At 59.9% G+C, this 14121-nt stretch carries 16 protein-coding genes and 2 pseudogenes; 8 read left to right on the forward strand and 10 right to left on the reverse strand.

Going from position 1 to position 14121, the window contains the following annotated elements:
• Positions 1-498 precede the first annotated feature (498 nt).
• The gene (locus A3CW_RS0143095) at positions 499-1119 is read left to right on the forward strand and encodes an H-NS histone family protein (protein ID WP_028209023.1); all 621 of its coding nucleotides are present in this window, start codon (positions 499-501) and stop codon (positions 1117-1119) included.
• 168 nt (positions 1120-1287) lie between these two features.
• Positions 1288-1632: a hypothetical protein gene (locus tag A3CW_RS0143100; protein WP_028209024.1), complete on the forward strand. Its 345-nt coding sequence runs from the start codon at positions 1288-1290 to the stop codon at positions 1630-1632.
• A gap of 64 nt (positions 1633-1696) precedes the next feature.
• Here A3CW_RS0143100 and A3CW_RS0143105 read toward each other — a convergent pair whose 3' ends face one another.
• Together A3CW_RS0143105 and A3CW_RS0143110 are read right to left on the reverse strand one after the other, a co-directional pair.
• Positions 1697-1888: a hypothetical protein gene (locus A3CW_RS0143105; RefSeq protein WP_028209025.1), complete on the reverse strand. Its 192-nt coding sequence runs from the start codon at positions 1886-1888 to the stop codon at positions 1697-1699.
• A gap of 348 nt (positions 1889-2236) precedes the next feature.
• Positions 2237-2713, reverse strand: a complete 477-nt coding sequence (locus tag A3CW_RS0143110) for a hypothetical protein (protein WP_245623887.1) — start codon at positions 2711-2713, stop codon at positions 2237-2239.
• 694 nt (positions 2714-3407) lie between these two features.
• Between A3CW_RS0143110 and A3CW_RS0143115 the strand changes: the two genes are divergently transcribed.
• Positions 3408-3728 carry a hypothetical protein gene (locus A3CW_RS0143115; RefSeq protein WP_028209027.1) on the forward strand — a complete coding sequence of 107 codons (321 nt, stop codon included), beginning with the start codon at positions 3408-3410 and terminating at the stop codon, positions 3726-3728.
• A gap of 248 nt (positions 3729-3976) precedes the next feature.
• On the opposite strand, the gene A3CW_RS0143120 is transcribed toward A3CW_RS0143115, so the two are convergent.
• From A3CW_RS0143120 to A3CW_RS0143135, 3 genes are all read right to left on the reverse strand, one after another.
• Complete coding sequence (locus A3CW_RS0143120; protein ID WP_028209028.1) at positions 3977-5350, reverse strand: hypothetical protein; 1374 nt, start codon at positions 5348-5350, stop codon at positions 3977-3979.
• Between the two features lie 98 nt (positions 5351-5448).
• On the reverse strand, positions 5449-5721 hold the full coding sequence (locus A3CW_RS0143125; RefSeq protein WP_028209029.1) for a hypothetical protein: 273 nt from the start codon (positions 5719-5721) through the stop codon (positions 5449-5451).
• A gap of 170 nt (positions 5722-5891) precedes the next feature.
• Entirely contained in the window at positions 5892-6194 is a 303-nt protein-coding gene (locus tag A3CW_RS0143135; protein ID WP_035515724.1) for an RNA-binding protein, read from the reverse strand.
• A gap of 225 nt (positions 6195-6419) precedes the next feature.
• Between A3CW_RS0143135 and A3CW_RS52925 the strand changes: the two genes are divergently transcribed.
• On the forward strand, positions 6420-6599 hold the full coding sequence (locus A3CW_RS52925) for a hypothetical protein (protein ID WP_154678225.1): 180 nt from the start codon (positions 6420-6422) through the stop codon (positions 6597-6599).
• Positions 6600-6889: 290 nt separating this feature from the next.
• Here the strand turns inward: A3CW_RS52925 and A3CW_RS0143140 are convergent, their stop codons facing one another.
• Positions 6890-7093 carry a cold-shock protein gene (locus A3CW_RS0143140; RefSeq protein ID WP_028209031.1) on the reverse strand — a complete coding sequence of 68 codons (204 nt, stop codon included), beginning with the start codon at positions 7091-7093 and terminating at the stop codon, positions 6890-6892.
• 534 nt (positions 7094-7627) lie between these two features.
• On the opposite strand from A3CW_RS0143140, the gene A3CW_RS0143145 reads away from it, so the two are divergent.
• Positions 7628-7978 (forward strand): hypothetical protein, encoded by a 351-nt coding sequence (locus A3CW_RS0143145; protein WP_028209032.1) that lies wholly within the window; start codon positions 7628-7630, stop codon positions 7976-7978.
• A gap of 666 nt (positions 7979-8644) precedes the next feature.
• On the opposite strand, the gene A3CW_RS0143150 is transcribed toward A3CW_RS0143145, so the two are convergent.
• From A3CW_RS0143150 to A3CW_RS0143160, 3 genes are all read right to left on the reverse strand, one after another.
• The gene (locus A3CW_RS0143150; RefSeq protein ID WP_028209033.1) at positions 8645-8836 is read right to left on the reverse strand and encodes a hypothetical protein; all 192 of its coding nucleotides are present in this window, start codon (positions 8834-8836) and stop codon (positions 8645-8647) included.
• Positions 8837-8934: 98 nt separating this feature from the next.
• Positions 8935-9204, reverse strand: coding sequence for a DUF1488 family protein (locus tag A3CW_RS0143155; protein WP_028209034.1), 270 nt, complete (start codon positions 9202-9204; stop codon positions 8935-8937).
• Positions 9205-9919: 715 nt separating this feature from the next.
• Positions 9920-10354, reverse strand: a complete 435-nt coding sequence (locus tag A3CW_RS0143160) for an HU family DNA-binding protein (protein WP_028209035.1) — start codon at positions 10352-10354, stop codon at positions 9920-9922.
• A 366-nt stretch (positions 10355-10720) separates the two neighbouring features.
• Here A3CW_RS0143160 and A3CW_RS54185 point away from each other — a divergent pair.
• Together A3CW_RS54185 and A3CW_RS51920 are read left to right on the forward strand one after the other, a co-directional pair.
• Positions 10721-10907: pseudogene (locus A3CW_RS54185) on the forward strand (methyl-accepting chemotaxis protein); the annotation flags it as partial.
• 559 nt (positions 10908-11466) lie between these two features.
• Positions 11467-11944 (forward strand): annotated as a pseudogene (locus tag A3CW_RS51920) (EAL domain-containing protein); the annotation flags it as partial.
• Between the two features lie 267 nt (positions 11945-12211).
• Here the strand turns inward: A3CW_RS51920 and A3CW_RS0143180 are convergent.
• Positions 12212-12613, reverse strand: coding sequence for a DUF3597 domain-containing protein (locus A3CW_RS0143180; RefSeq protein ID WP_028209038.1), 402 nt, complete (start codon positions 12611-12613; stop codon positions 12212-12214).
• 604 nt (positions 12614-13217) lie between these two features.
• Here A3CW_RS0143180 and A3CW_RS0143185 point away from each other — a divergent pair.
• Positions 13218-14121, forward strand: a 904-nt coding sequence (locus tag A3CW_RS0143185; RefSeq protein WP_028209039.1) for an APC family permease, incomplete at its 3' end; no start/stop codon positions are given.

The raw sequence follows: 14121 nt of genomic DNA on the forward strand, positions 1-14121 counted from the left end.
TCGATGCGGCGTGCCGTACGCACGCTGATGCCAGTCTTGGCGGCCGCGACTTCCTGCGGATGGTGTTTGCGCTTGTTCATGTAGAGACGAACCTGTTGGTCGGTGATGCGGGTTCCAGACATGAGCTGACCGCTTCTTCTTTAAGCTTCGATCAGCCCATCCTAAAGCCCCGCCGACGCAGCGCTGCCGGTGGCTCGTCGTCTCCGGCGGCTACGCCGCCTGCGACTCCTCACCACCGGCCAAAACAATCGTCAACGACCGGCCAACATAATTGTCGCCGCCCACAACTCGGGCGTGAGTCTGTTTTTAATCTTTAGTGACCTTCAAACCGTTGCGCGCTGTGGATTCAATTTGCACGAGCGTACTGATGAAGTCATAATCACGACCGCGACGATCGCGTCAATTCTGACGGGCAGACCGAACTTCGAAGTGCCTGGGAAATAAGCCAGGGAAGTTCCTGGATCGCATGGACGGTAAACCCCACAGGGAGGAATAGACATGGTTACCTTGGACGCAATCAACTCGAAAATTGCAAAACTCCAGAAGCAGGCAGTAGCGATTGCCGAAAAGCAGTCGTCTGTGGGCCTGACCAAAATCCGTGATCTGATGCACAAGCACGGACTGACTATTGCTGACATTGAAGGCTTTGTCGCTAAACGGCGCGGTCGCAAGCCTGGCGTTACGCAAGCGAAAGCGGCAGCAAAAGCCCCGCGCACGGCCGTACATCACGTTGCACCGAAATACGCGGATCCGAAAACGGGCGCGACGTGGTCGGGCCGTGGCCTGGCACCGCTCTGGATTCGCGACGTCAAGGATCGTTCGAAATTCCTGATTGAAGCCGGTGCAACGGCAAAGGTCGCCAGCGCTAAGGCGGCTCCCGCGAAGAAGTCGGCTCCGGCGAAGAAGGCTGCCGCGAAGCGTGTCGTGGCTAAAAAGGCGGCGAAGAAGGCGGTTGCCACGAAGAAGGCTGGCCGGGCAGCGGCTGTTCCGGCAAAGGGTGTGCGTGGACGCAAGGCTGCAGCACCCGCGAAAAAGGCTTCAGCACCGCGCAAGGTTGCAGCCAAAAAGGCACCGGCCGCAGTTGAGGCTGCAGCGACGCCGGAAGTCGCAGCAGCGTAAGGGGTAACGGGCGATCCAGTCGTAGCTGGCGGAGCGGATGCGGGACGCTCTGCATTGGCGGCCCGCTACGACTGATCAGTCAGGATCCTTTACGCGTCGCCTTCGTCTGGGCGACGCCAAGTATGTATATGAGGAGGCACGGACACTGATCCGCGCGCCTTGAACCCCATGGCCCACCGTTTCGAGCTCGTCTCGCTGGCGTTACCGACTGATTGTCCACCGGAGTCGGTTCCTTCGGCGATCAGTCGGCTGATCTCGGTCGCGTGGCCGGGCATGAGCCGCGCGCAGCTCGTGGACCGTGCCCGTCGGCAAGACATGCATGCTTCGCTGCGGGTGCAGCCCGGCTTCGGACCGGACGGGCTGACGCAGTTTGCGCTCACGCTCAGCTTTGCGGATGAGCGTTTCGTTCTGGTTGCCCATGTACGTTGTGTTGCTCGCCGACGCACGGGCGCACGACGCCAGAAACCGTCACTGCCGCCAGTGCGCGACATCAGGCAACAAAGCCTTTTCTGAGTGTTGCCGAGGCTGGGCAACAACGCCTGTCGACTCCCAGGCATCACCGCTGAAAAGAAGCCCGCTAGAGAATCCTGAGATTGCGAATCTTTCCGATTGCCGGTGAGCGTTCGACGATCAGGTTCGCGATGAATTCAGGCAGCAGGGCGCGCGGCACGTTCGCGGGGATATCGGTCACGAGCTGCGAAGGCACCCGAACGATGAATTCCTCCGGCGCAGTGGCGAGACTATGTTCGTACGCAACGCGGATTTCCATGCTGTTATCTTTCGGTGATGTGGTTGCCGGGAGTGCATGCAATGTGCGCAGGGCTATGTAGGGTTGTGGACCCAGTGTACCGCGCGATACACCTGTCGTTGTTTGTTGTGAGCGCTTGCGCGCCTTTGCCGACCATCGCAGGCTGCACCGCCCGCGACCCCATTTCCCTGTAGGGCAAGCCCGGCGGTTTGGTCCACGTCTATGGGAGCCGGTTACCATCAGATTCCGGAATATCCGTATGACGTTTGTGCGAGCCTCTCTTACGTCCGCACGTCCTTGTCCACCGGCGGCCTTTAGTGCACACGAGCAGACTGATGCGCGAATGCGCGACGGGGCGCGTTGACGACGTTATCCTGCAACCTGGAGATGACTGTCGTTGGTGCGGGTGTCACGCGCGACCCTACCGACCATCTTTCCGAGGTAATCACTCGCCCTGAGTACGACCTCCATTCGGGTCACGCTGAGCGCGCGGTCGTATTCATTTACCACGGCGGTGAGACCGTCAGTCAACGATTCAGGCACATTCCAGACGCCAGTGCGGTCTGCCTGGTCGAGCACCTCTCCGAGGCCACGCTCAACGCGTTCGATGTCCGCGATATCGAGCTGCCCATGTCCCGCCCGGGTGATGAAGCTCGTGATGATGATGATCTGCGAGAGGAGATTAACCAGCGAGCGGTCCGCTTCTCCATTGCGCAGACGCTCGAGCGCAATCCGTGCACGCAGCGCAAGATCCGAGGATTCCTTGCAGGGCATGGGAAGAAAGAGCGATTTTGCATGCGCACTGGCAGACGGACGACGCGGGGAACGGTAGTTCTTGTTTGACATGTTCGACAGCTGGCGAATGGATTTCGGGTTCGCATATTGGGACGCTTCACCGCAGGGCAAGAGCACCCGTCAAAATTTGTCCCTGTCTCGCGGTTCGTCGCGTTTTCTGTGTGGTCGCCTTTCGATGCCTGGCTGCAGGCTTGTTGCGAAACCGCCTATAAACGCGACTAACTGTCCGCGCGCCGCGACTCCGGCAAGCGCCTGACGGCGGCCTCCGCTTTCCTGCATTGGCGGCACTCCCCAGGAACCACTGGAAAGTCGGAGCAGGCAGAGGGGCATTCCTGCCCGGGTCAGGACGAAAACAACTGTGCCTTCCTCGCGCCGATTGCGCAGACGGAGCCGGAGTCCGTCGGCGAACTGACATTCAGGACGGGAGGCGCAAAACCGGATCGGTCGAGGACCTTGAAGACAGGCGGGAAAGACGGGCTGATTCACCATGAAACGAGCTTCGGCCCGTCAAATGGCGTCGCGGGCTGTATCGAGCGCGATGTCCTTCCAGGAATGCTACTCAGGAGCGATTCCGCTGTTCGGCGGGCATCGGAACACCGGAATCGATGAGTGGTGAGCGGTGCGCGGTGAGCAGGCGCTAGAATAGCCGTCCTGGTAGCAGCCTGTGACGCATCCGCCTGACCAGCGGAAACAGGGCGCGTGATGCCGCAGGTGCGTGGCGCAAGGATTGTGGGAGCAAAAGCAAATGACGGACGAACTAAGAGCGAAGATTGGTACTGTCGCGGGCAAGCTCGTGCAGGAAGCGATGACGACCGTACTGACTTGGGAGGAGATCGTCGCTGCGTTTGGCCTGGCCGCGAAAGCGACCGCGCAGGCTGCCGCGAGTGCGGGCGATGCGCCGGCAGATGAATGCGTTGCACGCGCGCTTAGCTGTTTGGAAGATGCCTTCGAGCAGGACGTCCACGTTGTCATTGCGGATGGCGATGCGGCAAAGGGCGACGCCGAGGCCGATGAGAATCCGCTTCTGGCAACTGCCCGCCGTCGTCACATGTCCAAACTCCATTGAACGGCAGGCGAACTCCGCGCCGCGGATAGCCTGGCACGCGCTGCTCAGTATGCCCAGGAAAGTCCGGGAGAAAAATCCAGTCTCCGTCGTCCCCGGCAACGTCAGGTGATTGACCTCTCCGGTCAGCCCGGCGATGCAGGTCGGTGGCAAGTCGACCTGACACAGCGCAATTTTTTGCGTAGCGGGACCCGGTCACCTCGATGCGCATTGTGCGGCATGGCGCGGGGAGCCTGGCACGCTATACCGGCTCATAGCAGGATCGCCTGCTGCAGCAGTTCCAGCGCTTTCAGTTCGTCCAGGCGACCCGTGCGTGCCTTGCCTGCCAGCGTCTTGATCAAGGCTTCCGCTATCGGCTCAATGCCGTGAAGATTGTCCAGACTCGTCACGGAAGCGAAGGGGAGCGCTGCCAGGTTTCGCTGCGGTACAGCGGACGCGGCGAATGACTCTGGGGTTGCCCGTGTAGCTGCCGGCGCCCTGTCACCACCTTCTTCAGGCAGGTGACCGGTAACGTCGTCGGGAAAACCAATTACATGAGCTTGCGCGCTGGTAACGATCGCCTCTTTCCCTCCTGCGACATCCGCCGAAACAGTTGAGCTTTCAGGATCGCTCGCCCGCGCGCGCCGTGCACGCGCCTTCGTACTTGCTGCCTTCACTGGCATGTCGTTGTTTGTTGCGGGCGCAAGCGATTCGTGCTGTTGGGCGGATACGCGTGCGCGCGCCGCAGGCGCAAGCATGCGCGACACCGACGCCGGAATATCGTCTTCGGAGCGCGGGGTGTCCAGCCAGCCGGATGGCAATCCCAGTCGCTCCGTAAACCGGTTGGCTTCGACAGCGTCCAGGCGCTTCTTGCCATGCAGCCGGTGGGCCATGTTGGAGCCACTCAACTCCATAACCACGCCAAGTCTTGCTTTCGAGCCATTGCGACTCGTGAGAACGTGGAGGTTGGCGCGCCGGATGTTTTCTACGTCGGCCCCATCGTTGAGTGCCAGCGACTGCTGCTGGGCCGCTTCAGGAGACGTCCTGGATTTCGAACGCGAAGCTTTTCGCGGCGTACGAGCTTCGGGCTGTCCGGCCGTATCGCCTGTACTGGTCTTGACGGCCCTGGGCGTACCACCGGTTGCTTTCCTTGGCATTTGCGCTTCCTCGGACAAACTGTCTTCAAGAGAGGGTTTCGGGTCGACGCTCAGGACAGAAGCCGGCTTGAGTGCTTCGGACTCTCCGTCTGGTTCGTCGTCGGTTTGAATGAAGTCGAGCGGTGACTTCAGGCGAGCGATGGTCTCGGCTGCGAGGCCAGGATTGGGCTGGTCAAAAAAGCCATGCGGCAACCCGAGCGTGGTTTCCATGTGAAAGGCGGTCTCGGGAGTGAACCTCTCTCCCTTCATCAATTCGGCCACGCGCGTCATGCTGGATTCAAGTGCGATGGCGATATTCTCTGCGCCTACCGTATCGACCAGAAACTGGAACGACCGTGTCTTGAAAATGGAGGTGGTCTGGGCGGAGTCCTGAGCAGGCGCCTTCACATACGGCTGTCCCGGCCGCTTGGGCTGAGACTTCTTTTCCTGGCGAGCCTGGCGTTGGCCGCTGTCGCGGGATCCCGCATATCGCCCGCGGGCTTGATTCATAAAGTAGGGCTCCATGCGGTCGCTGATATCCTTAAGGTGTTGATTATAGACGCGGCGATGTTGGTATTTGATGTGTCATCCGCAAATGACGCGTAAATCTATGCCGGGACGAAGGTGGCGGCCTCCTTGATGTGCGGGTTTTCCGTGATCGGGTTTGGAATGTAGAGGACAACGAATGAAGTCACGAAAGAAATCAGGTGATCATTCATGGTCCAGCTTGAGGCGTCAAAGGTTATTAAGCCACTTGAAGCTGCGACGAGCTCGGGGTCGTCGATGAGCTGACGACGAGCGGATATTACGTTCAGGGAGGGCGTGGCGCTCTGCTCGCCACCACAAACGGCGCATCGACGAATGGGGGCGAGGTCTTGCACGACCCGCTCATGACGCTAGTCGCCGTCGACCGGCAGGTCGACCACCCGATCATCTTCGAGCGCAACGTATTCGCGTGACAAGTCCTTGATGCGGATTTTCAGTATTTGGGAATGCGCAACTTACCTGGAACATCAAATTTACGTTTCCCGAAATCGTCGTGCCTCCGGTGTCACGACGGTGCGAAAACGACCGCGCCGCGATCCTCAAAATGTTTGAAGCTCCGGATAAAACGGTATAGCTGTCCGGCGATCTCCAGCCGGTTTCGTCCAGCGCGGGTTTGCTCAAGGATCTCTTCGGCCTGGGTCGCGGCGATGTCCCCGTGATATCTCAGGCGATCCTGATCTCGCCTGGCATCGCCAACGTACATGGCGCAGACGTCATTGCATTTCTGCATCATGATCACACTTCCGCCAGAGTTCAGGGACAGTTCGAGATATTCGGCCAACGTCAGAAGTGACTCAGTCGTCGTCATGGCGATTCACCTGAGAGCACGGCTCGCAGCATCGATCCACTGGGTGGTGGCATCGACACCCACCGAGGATAGCGCCACGATCTTCCGGCACTTGCCTCGCCTGATTTAAACAATCTACGCGGCGGACGGCGTCCCGGTCACCGTGATCATGCACGGGACCGAGCGGGTTCACCGCGCACGCGTCGCGAGGCGCAGTGGGCCACCACATCGAGGAGGCTGTCTGGCATGGTGACTGCCAATCGTCAGAAAATTGTCGTGCGACAGGCACCTGCCATGGCCACCGGCATGCTTTCGATCGTAGTGCTTCTGGTCGGGGATGTCGATTCTTCGAAGGACTGTTGTGTTGCCGGCGCGGAGTTCAACCGTTTTCCTTCACAGGATATCCGCTGTTTTGCTGGGCAATGATGGGTCCGGGCAGCGTGGCCGGAAGCGCGGCATCAACGCTACCGCAAAAGCGCGATTCGTCCTGCGTCTTCACGCCTATGCTGGATCGAATCAATTCCCTGGAGGACAGGCGAAACGCTTACGCTTCGTCAACGATCAACCGGAGAATCGATCGACGTCGCGAAGAGGGCGCACCAGGACATCGCGCGCATGTGCTGGCATGTCCATCACTTCATTAAAGATTGATGCGCAGGGTGCAAGAAAAACTGGCCCGCAGGACGGGCCACACATCGGGATGCGACGCGCGCGGGTCAGGCTGGCTTGATATTTGCTGCCTGCTTGCCCTTCGGCCCCATCTTCACCTCGAAGCTTACTTTCTGGTTTTCCTGCAGCGACTTGAAGCCTTCAGTCTTGATTTCGGAAAAGTGGGCGAACAGGTCTTCGCCGCCGTCATCCGGGGTGATGAAGCCAAAGCCTTTCGCATCGTTGAACCATTTCACAGTGCCAGTTGCCATTTTTTGAATCCTGTCGATGTTGAAACCTGAAATCGCGAGAATACGGCATCGCATGGAGGCGATCACCCGCAAGGGATGACTTTTTACCATGCCGGGATGACACCTGCCAATCAGCAGATCCATGGACCGCACAGGGGCTGGCTCTCAACGACCCAGGCCCGGTGCAGACATTCGTCGTTCTAACCCCTGACGGCGGCACCCCATGATTGCCGCGCCGGCAAAACGCGATCTACCCGGTAACCGGGAGTCCCGGCGAAGCCTGCCGGCGGGGCCGCGAAGACTGATTCTGAAACGGAACCGGGGAGGCGCTTGAGAAGAGTCGCAGAAGCATCGACGCATTGCGGATTCCTCCCTCGCCACACGCGAAAGCCCGGCCTCCGTCACCATTCTGGTGCGGTCCCGTCCCGCACACGCCAGCGACGGGCAAACTATGGCGCGCAAGCGGCCCCAGCCAGTTTTGCAGTGCCAGCCCGGAGACTGGGGAGGCCATGATACCCTTGGTCGACGCTAACACCAGCGAAGCCGCGCTCGAGGATGAACGATACATTCGAGTTTTCTCGGGATTTCGAGCCGTTTCCCGAAGACCTGCCGAGAAAGGACTGGCAGACAAAGTCGCTCGATTGCGCCATGGCCGATTACTGGGTGGCAAGCGATGGACTTGTCGCGCGTCGACAGTTTCTGAGTGACGGTTACTTTGCCAGCAACACAGCCTCCTTCACGGCTTATTTGTTCCACGTCCGGAAAGGCGTGAGACTCGACCTGAAAGTGGTTGTTGCTCAGGGTCGCATCCTGGAGCTTCGGCGGGAGCGCGAACCCGAAGCGGGGCAAGCGGTGGATGAGTGGACTATCCCCGTGCCGGGTCCCGACGCGGAACATCACAAGTGACGCGGGCCGGATCGCAGACGACTCGATAAAAGACTGGTCGCGGTTCTGCGCAGGTGGCGCCTGTCCGAAGGCCACGATCTGCAATAACCACCACCGCGGTGCTTCGCACCGGCGTTGGCTTTTGTTTAAGCGCGTCCCGCGTCGGCTGGCGCTTTGCATCGGGATGTACCACCGCTTCGATGTTCCGAATGGTTTTGCCCGTCGCTGTGGAGAACTGGGCGCGATCGGCGCGCTTTGGCAAGCGAGCTCTACGTTCACCAGCGCGACGGGCACAATTGACGCGCGAAGGTCCGGTCACCAGGGCGGCGTTCACTATCGGGAGTCGCACCAGGCGCCAGGACGAACGGCGCTTCCCGGCCGATTGTACCCAGTTGCGGAGGCCGCCCGAAGGGTGCTTTTGAAGACTGCTACGGCAGCTACAGAATCTTCATTGAACCGGTGCCGATCCGTTCCTGACGTTCGACTCCCGCGCACCAATGAGCGCTCTGACCAGAAGCCCCTCAGTTTGACGCCGCGTACCCTGGCGTTTCCAGCAGGTGCGTCGCTCCTGGCGGAAAAGCGGTGCTGCCCACGTATCGCAGGAAACCGGATTAATGTCCTGCGCTGACCGTCGCTCATGCGAAAAGCCAATCAGCTTCGCACATCACAACTCATGTGCTTGCTTGATCAGCGATGCGCTTCGATGAAATGACCACTGTTGAGATGGATCACGTCAAGACAGGGGTTTCGTTCGAGCATCCGCACTGCAGTAGCCAGAATGAGGAACTGGTATGTGCGCAAGGCGTCGATTGGCGACGTACTTTCGACTTTCCCGAGGGCAATGAGGGCCCCGATGGAGATGGTCACCGGCAAGGCCATGCTCACCGTCGATTGGTGCAGTGGACGACTTTTCAGGCATTTTGGCCAGCGTTGTGCTCAAGCAGACCTGGCGACCAGCATGCCAACGGGCGGCGACGTCAGTGGCGCGCGAAATCTGCCGGCGTCAGCTCGAGGCGTGTCGCGGGATGGGCGAGCCACTTGCGTTCGGCTATCGCGCAGATACGGCCGTAGCCATCGCGAAAGGTTTTGAGTATGCGGGCGTCGCTGGCGTGTGGCTCGAGCCAGAAATACGCTTCCAGCGCCGCGATCGTGATCACGCATCCGATCGTACTGTTCTGGCGTACGAGACAGAACTCGACGCCTAGGCGATTGGCGAGCACCTGCGGTTCAAGTTCGGCGGTTTCCATAGGCGGCAAGGACCACGCGTTGGCTCAGGTCAGAATGATTTTTGCACATGTTATGGGTTTCGGGTAACCGGCAGTAGATCTGCATGGGCTCGCGTCGTATCTGTCATGGCGGTGTCGATGTTACCGCGCGGTCGCACAAAATGCGGCACTGGTCGGGCAGGTCCCCGTGGCGGCTGCATCGATGTCAGATCAGGCAAGTCACCTGCAACGCGCGGTAGCCGTGTTCAAGCCCGGAACGCGCGGGCTGGGCGCAAGCCAGCCGTCGGCCGGATTCCATCCTCGTCGGCGACGTAACCCATTGTCAACTTTGTGAGGATTGCTGCTCGCGCCACCCGGTAATGGCCATGCCACGACGGGCGTTCGATATTGCCTTCATCCATCAGGGCGGAAGCGGAATGGATCAAGTCTGCCTGCAGGACAGTTGTGTTGCCGTGTCTGGCAATGGGAGCTGCACAAGCCACGCGAAGGTGAGTTTATTCAGGATGCCGAATACGTGGCCGTAGTCCAGTGAGCGCATGACTGGCCGGAGCAGATCGCAAGGCTCGCTTCCTGAGACGCCGCGATGACTGGCAACGCGCGGAACAGCGAATCGGGGCGGGCGGCGGGTAGTACGATGTGGCGCAAACTCGCCTGCGGGAGAGTCGAAACAGTGGACACCGATTCTGGAGCCGCCGGAGGCCTGCTACCAGGAAGACAGCAGGCCTGATAACTCACTTCAGGCTGCTGCGTCCTTGAGCTTCTTCAGCGCGCGCGCCTTGATCCGGACCGTGGCAGGCTTCGCGTCGAACCAACGCTCTTCGCCCGTGAACGGGTCCTTGCCGAAACGACGCTTCTTCGCCGCCACCTGCTGAACGTTGATCTTCAGAATACCCGACAGCGTGAACTCACCCGCACCCTTCTTGTGGACGGCGCCCAGGATCGTGTCTTCGAGCGCTGCAAGCACAGCCTTCGCTGCCTTCGGCTCGACGTTAGCCGCTGCTGCGACGTGTGTCGCGAGCGACGCCTTGGTGAATTTATCCTTGACGGGTGCGCCCGCGACCACCTTCTTCGCCGTACCGTTTGCTGCCTTTGCTGCGCTACCCTTGGTCGCCGGAGCAGCAGCCTTCTTTGCTGCGGGTTTTTCCGCAGCCTTCGATGTAGTCTTTGCCATAGTCGTCGATGACTCACTTTCGAGTTGGGAGGCGCTTGCCACTTCATCCTTGTGCAGCAAGCACGCGCATTCTATGATGCTTCGCGATTCATGTGTCAAGAAAACACCTTAAAAAGCGGACTCAAATGTCATATCAGCGGACCTGGTTCCACACGTGCTCAAGGTGCCGGACATTCCGCCTGGTTTTGAGCATCGAAATGGGATGAGAGGTGAGCGTTTTCAGGATTCCCAGGTAGGTCGAGGAGGGGCGCCAGCCTCGGGCAAACAGCAGTCCACTCAGTCGGACCCGACCGCAGCGGCGTTCCGGCGTACATCCAGGCACTGAGCGGATCGCAAAACCGCGTCAATGGCAGTGTCAATCAGATCAGCGACGTCGTCGGTCAGGTGGTGAGCACAATGACGGATATCAGCGAGAGTTCGTCGAAGATTGCCGATATCACCGGACTCATTGAAGGCATCGCCTTTCCAGACGAACATTCTGGCGTTGAACGCCGCGGTTGAGGCGGCACGCGCAGGCGAACAGGGCAACCAGGCAGCAGCCATTCGCCAGCAGGAGTTCGAAGCAGTCCTCGCGGATATCCGTGCAAAGATGGCCGCTTACGGATACACGCCGCAGGATATTTTTGGGCGTAGTCGCGGCAGACCCAGACTCTCGCGTGGTGCGTCTACCGCGAAATATCGCGATCCGGCGAGCGGTGCCACCTGGTCAGGAAAATTATTGGTAATACTGAATGTTTGGCAGATATTATCTCGAGCCGTTGAAGGCTGGCAGGCAGTTGATAGCCGATTGCCAGGATGGCTTCGACAGTTCGAGGCCGAACGACTTGGCGCGATGAAACTTTCGTCGCCGCCATTCCCTCAAAGCGCCCGGCGACGTCAGGGGAGTTGCAGGACGGGAAAAGGCGCGCCATGCGGGTGGGCATGACGCGCGAAGGACTTCCCTGGCAGAGGTACCAGTTGCCAGGAAAATTACCGATCTCGACCAGGCACGCCAGTCGGTCTTTCAGACCTGACGAGCACTCTCGCGGCGTCGTTCGGTGACCAAAGTCTACCCATTGACAACACGCGATGGGGAGTCAGGATTTCCTGAAAATATTGTGGTCATACGCTCAATCCATGTCGTTCATGCGGAACAGCTGGAACCTGGCCAGCTTATATTCGAGATCACCGAAACGGTGGCAATGCAGTATGCAGCACGCACGACGACGATGATCCACGAATTCCAGGCAAGCGGCTTCGAAGTGGAGATCGACGATTTTGGCACGGGCCACTCGAGCCTTGCGTACCTGCAGCGCTTTCGGGCGAAGCAGCTGAAGATTGACCGCTTTTTTCACAAACGGGCTTGACGCACACGGCGAGGAAGGCAGCGCAATCGTCTCGGCAATCATTGCTCTGGCGCATTCGCTGAAGATGGAAGTGGTGGCCGAGGGCGTGGAGACTACGTCCCAGCTCGAGCATCTCCGGTCGCTGGGGTGCGACGAAGTGCAGGGCTTCCTGCTCGGCCGGCAGCTACCCGCGGCTGCGTTTGCCACTCTCCTGAAAGGACGCCAGTGCCGCCGCGAGGGCGGCCAGACGACTGCCGTCGAGTAATATCCCATCCGGCGCTGGAGTAGCAGAAGGGGCGTTGTCCGCAGAATGCATTCGGGTTGGGCGCCCGCGCGCCCCTCTAACCGAAGCAACAGTGTGGACTGACTGCTTGAACATTTACGCGATGTTCCGGCGTCAGCACTGCACGAACGATGTCACGCGCCGGTGCATCGCGCGGCTCGCATGCGGCGGCTTTGGGCCGGAAAGGCACCAATGGCCGATCAGGCAGGAGACGGCATTTGCTGACCGCCTCCTCAGGGGACAGGGAGCTCAGGTCGCCAGATCGGACGGCAGCTTTCCGCCGTTTGCGGCGAGCGCCCGCATGAGCTGTTTGTGCAGCCACACATTCATGCTTGCGGAGTCGTCCATATCGCCGTCGTACTTCAGTTCCTGTGCCAGTTGCTTGCGGTGCTCCAGGCTACTGTCGACGCCCAACGCCTTCATCGTGTCGACGATGGACGTGCGCCAGTTGAGTGTTTGCCCGCTTTCACTCACGAGCTGATCCATGACCGCGGCGACGTCAACATCGGCCAGCGGTGCAGCGGGCGGCGGTGTGTCCGGAGCGGCGGCCTGTGCCGTAGTTGGATCCGGTGCAGGCTCGGTCGCGGGCGGCGGCTGATCCGGTTTCGCCTTGCCGAAAAGCTTGCTGACAATTTCGCCAAAAATGCTCATACAGAACCTCCAGAAGTAGAAAGAGATCGCGAGAGCCGTGCTGACGGCGCGCACCAGCGATGTTACGCGCAGGTATGGAGGGTGATGTGAACTTTGTCATGCCCCTTGCGCCCGAAGACATTCCTCAGGCCTTCGTGCAGTGCGAAGGGATGAGACCGTGGGGCGGCGTCTTTCCCGTTTCCTAATGCCTCGGAGATCGGCCGGTGTTGTCCGATGCCATCGGACGGTAATGCCTGATACGTGGGAGACGAGGTCGGATCCGGACATGTCCGATGCATTGCGATTCAACCGAAAGAGAGGCGCGTGAGAATCGGCGATGACAACAAGGTGAACTCTCCATGATCTTCGCTCAGCGTAGCCCAATCCTTATGCAAAGTTTGCATATGTCCATGCCGACACAGCATTAGACGATCACATCAGGCCACTTCATCATCGCGTCTCCGCAGCAATTGCGGTTGCCTCTACATCTCAGCATCACCAGGGCATTACAACAAGGACATGCGCTTTCAGGGCCGGCCACCTGCGTTATGCAGGCTCGGTACGGTACAGGTATGCCGTATTCCCGGTATGGCTCGCTCGCGCTGTCCATAACGTAGGAGACAATGTGAAGCAATCGATACAACGGAACATCGGCCCGTTCGCGCTGATGTTTACCGGCCTCGGGTCGATCATCGGTTCGGGCTGGCTGTTCGGCGCGTGGAAGGCGGCGAAAATTGCAGGTCCGGCGGCCGTTTGCGCCTGGATCATCGGCGCCGTGGTCATTCTGGCCATCGCGCTCACCTATGCCGAACTTGGCGCGATGTTCCCGGAGTCGGGCGGTATGGTCCGCTACGCCCGCTACTCGCACGGCGCACTGGTGGGCTTCATCAGCGCGTGGGCAAACTGGATCGCCATTGTCTCGGTGATCCCGATTGAAGCTGAAGCCTCGATCCAGTACATGAGCACCTGGCCNTATGCGTGGGCGCACGCGCTCTTCGTCGACGGGTCATTGACTCATTCAGGGCTCGGGCTCTCCGCGATTCTCGTGATCATCTACTTCATGCTCAACTATTGGGGCGTGAAGCTGTTCGCGCGCGCCAACAGCGCGATCACGATCTTCAAGTTCATCATCCCGGGTCTGACGATCATTGGCCTGATGGCTGGAAGCTTCCACCATGAGAATTTCGGCCAAACGACCACGTTCGCGCCGTATGGCTGGTCGGCGGTGTTCACGGCGGTCGCCACGAGCGGCATCGTGTTCGCGTTCAACGGCTTCCAGAGCCCGATCAACCTCGCGGGTGAAGCGCGCAATCCGGCCAAGAGNGTGCCGTTCGCAGTGATCGGCTCGATCCTCTGCGCGCTCGTGATCTACGTGCTGCTGCAGATCGCCTATATCGGCGCGGTCAATCCGGCCGACGTCGCGAAGGGCTGGAACACGTTCAACTTCAAGTCGCCGTTTGCGGAACTCGCGATCGCGCTGAACCTGAACTGGCTCGCGATCCTGCTCTACGTCGACGCCTTCGTGAGCC

This window comes from Paraburkholderia nodosa DSM 21604 (assembly GCF_000519185.1).
Classification (GTDB): domain Bacteria; phylum Pseudomonadota; class Gammaproteobacteria; order Burkholderiales; family Burkholderiaceae; genus Paraburkholderia; species Paraburkholderia nodosa.

Excerpts from the sequence above, each read along its gene's own strand:
- A3CW_RS0143095 (WP_028209023.1), top strand. The coding sequence starts at position 499 with ATGGTTACCTTGGACGCAATCAACTCGAAAATTGCAAAACTCCAGAAG.
- A3CW_RS0143100 (WP_028209024.1), top strand. The coding sequence starts at position 1,288 with ATGGCCCACCGTTTCGAGCTCGTCTCGCTGGCGTTACCGACTGATTGT.
- A3CW_RS0143105 (WP_028209025.1), bottom strand. The coding sequence starts at position 1,888 with ATGGAAATCCGCGTTGCGTACGAACATAGTCTCGCCACTGCGCCGGAG.
- A3CW_RS0143110 (WP_245623887.1), bottom strand. The coding sequence starts at position 2,713 with ATGTCAAACAAGAACTACCGTTCCCCGCGTCGTCCGTCTGCCAGTGCG.
- A3CW_RS0143115 (WP_028209027.1), top strand. The coding sequence starts at position 3,408 with ATGACGGACGAACTAAGAGCGAAGATTGGTACTGTCGCGGGCAAGCTC.
- A3CW_RS0143120 (WP_028209028.1), bottom strand. The coding sequence starts at position 5,350 with ATGAATCAAGCCCGCGGGCGATATGCGGGATCCCGCGACAGCGGCCAA.
- A3CW_RS0143135 (WP_035515724.1), bottom strand. The coding sequence starts at position 6,194 with ATGACGACGACTGAGTCACTTCTGACGTTGGCCGAATATCTCGAACTG.
- A3CW_RS52925 (WP_154678225.1), top strand. The coding sequence starts at position 6,420 with ATGGTGACTGCCAATCGTCAGAAAATTGTCGTGCGACAGGCACCTGCC.
- A3CW_RS0143140 (WP_028209031.1), bottom strand. The coding sequence starts at position 7,093 with ATGGCAACTGGCACTGTGAAATGGTTCAACGATGCGAAAGGCTTTGGC.
- A3CW_RS0143145 (WP_028209032.1), top strand. The coding sequence starts at position 7,628 with ATGAACGATACATTCGAGTTTTCTCGGGATTTCGAGCCGTTTCCCGAA.
- A3CW_RS0143150 (WP_028209033.1), bottom strand. The coding sequence starts at position 8,836 with ATGGCCTTGCCGGTGACCATCTCCATCGGGGCCCTCATTGCCCTCGGG.
- A3CW_RS0143155 (WP_028209034.1), bottom strand. The coding sequence starts at position 9,204 with ATGGAAACCGCCGAACTTGAACCGCAGGTGCTCGCCAATCGCCTAGGC.
- A3CW_RS0143160 (WP_028209035.1), bottom strand. The coding sequence starts at position 10,354 with ATGGCAAAGACTACATCGAAGGCTGCGGAAAAACCCGCAGCAAAGAAG.
- A3CW_RS0143180 (WP_028209038.1), bottom strand. The coding sequence starts at position 12,613 with ATGAGCATTTTTGGCGAAATTGTCAGCAAGCTTTTCGGCAAGGCGAAA.